The organism is Bartonella sp. AP7XZML (assembly GCF_042195745.1).
GTDB lineage: Bacteria > Pseudomonadota > Alphaproteobacteria > Rhizobiales > Rhizobiaceae > Bartonella.
This window is the reverse complement of sequence record NZ_JBHIOT010000046.1, coordinates 1-1,264: the sequence shown is the minus strand read 5'-3', so window position 1 is coordinate 1,264 and position 1,264 is coordinate 1. Positions and strand designations below refer to the sequence as shown.

2 protein-coding genes are annotated in these 1,264 nt (G+C 37.5%); both read left to right on the top strand.

The annotated features are described in order from the left end of the window. Window positions 1-274, top strand: a 274-nt coding sequence (locus ACFILT_RS03535; protein ID WP_375679591.1) for a phage antirepressor KilAC domain-containing protein, incomplete at its 5' end; no start/stop codon positions are given. A gap of 362 nt (window positions 275-636) precedes the next feature. Continuing rightward, window positions 637-1,167 (top strand): antA/AntB antirepressor family protein, encoded by a 531-nt coding sequence (locus ACFILT_RS03530; protein ID WP_375619034.1) that lies wholly within the window; start codon window positions 637-639, stop codon window positions 1,165-1,167. The last annotated feature ends 97 nt before the right edge of the window (window positions 1,168-1,264 follow it).

Below are 1,264 nucleotides of genomic sequence, written 5' to 3'. Positions count from 1 at the left end.
TGGGCTCTTTGGTCTTACAGAAGCCGCTAAAATACTCGAGATGCAACCAAAACAATTCATTCAATTCTTACAGCAAAAAGGGTGGATTTACAGACGTGCAGCAGGTGGAAATTTGCTTCCTTATCAAGACAAAATCCAAAAGCAACTTATGGATTGTCCAACCATCACACTTCAAACCGCGAGTGGAATAGAAAAAGTCATTCCTTGCGCAAAAATCACAGCAAAAGGAATTGGTGCGCTGTCTCAAGAGCTTAAAAGACAAAGCATGCATTAATTAAGGAATGCAATAATGAAAAAGAAATACGAATTTACTGATAAAATCGATATGATTTATTTGCGTCAATTTTCAAACTTTTTAATTGACAATATAATATCAGTATGTCTATTGTCGAATCAGGTGCTTGAAAAACACCTTGAATCGATAGCGGATAGATTGCCGAAACAATCTTTTCTCCGCACATTAAAGGCTTTGACTCATTGTATGTTACACGCATATAATGGCTTTGTCGGGTGTAGTTACGCTATACAATACCCTTTATGGGGAAAGCGTAACGACGGACTATCGACCGTGTTTTTCAGCACCCGGCATCCTTTATTGGATGTCAATGAAAAACCTCTAATCGATAGGAGTTCATTATGAACACTCTTATTAAAATTACAGAACAAATCATTGATCAGGAAACTGTTCAAACCGTTAATGCACGCGAATTGCATACATTTTTAGAAGTAGGTCGCGACTTTACGACATGGATTAAAAACCGCATAAAAACATATAAATTTGTTCACACAAAAGACTATATTCTAACGTTCCCCAAAACGGGGGAGCGTCAAAATGTAAACATGACAGAGTACCACCTCACTCTAGACATGGCAAAAGAGCTTTCCATGGTTGAACGCAATGAGAAAGGACGTCAAGCACGTCGTTACTTTATTGAATGTGAGAAAAAACTAAGAAACCAATCTGTTGATTATGATAATGATACACGCTTTGATTTGCCAAGCTATTGGGAGGGAATGAACGCTGGTGAAAAAGTTTTATATCTTTTAGGTCCTATCCATGTGCGTCTTCTTGATGCCTTCAGAGTAGATGAAGAGAACAGAAAATATAAAGCTCTCATTAAAGAAGCAAAACAGGTTCTAGCAAGATCTGTCGTAAAAGCTGCTTAGTTTAAAATATGATTTCATTTCCTCGTCTTTTCAGACGGGGAGGTGGTTAATATCACACAGTCTCTAGAAACAGGATTGTAACAACCAACCAACTTTT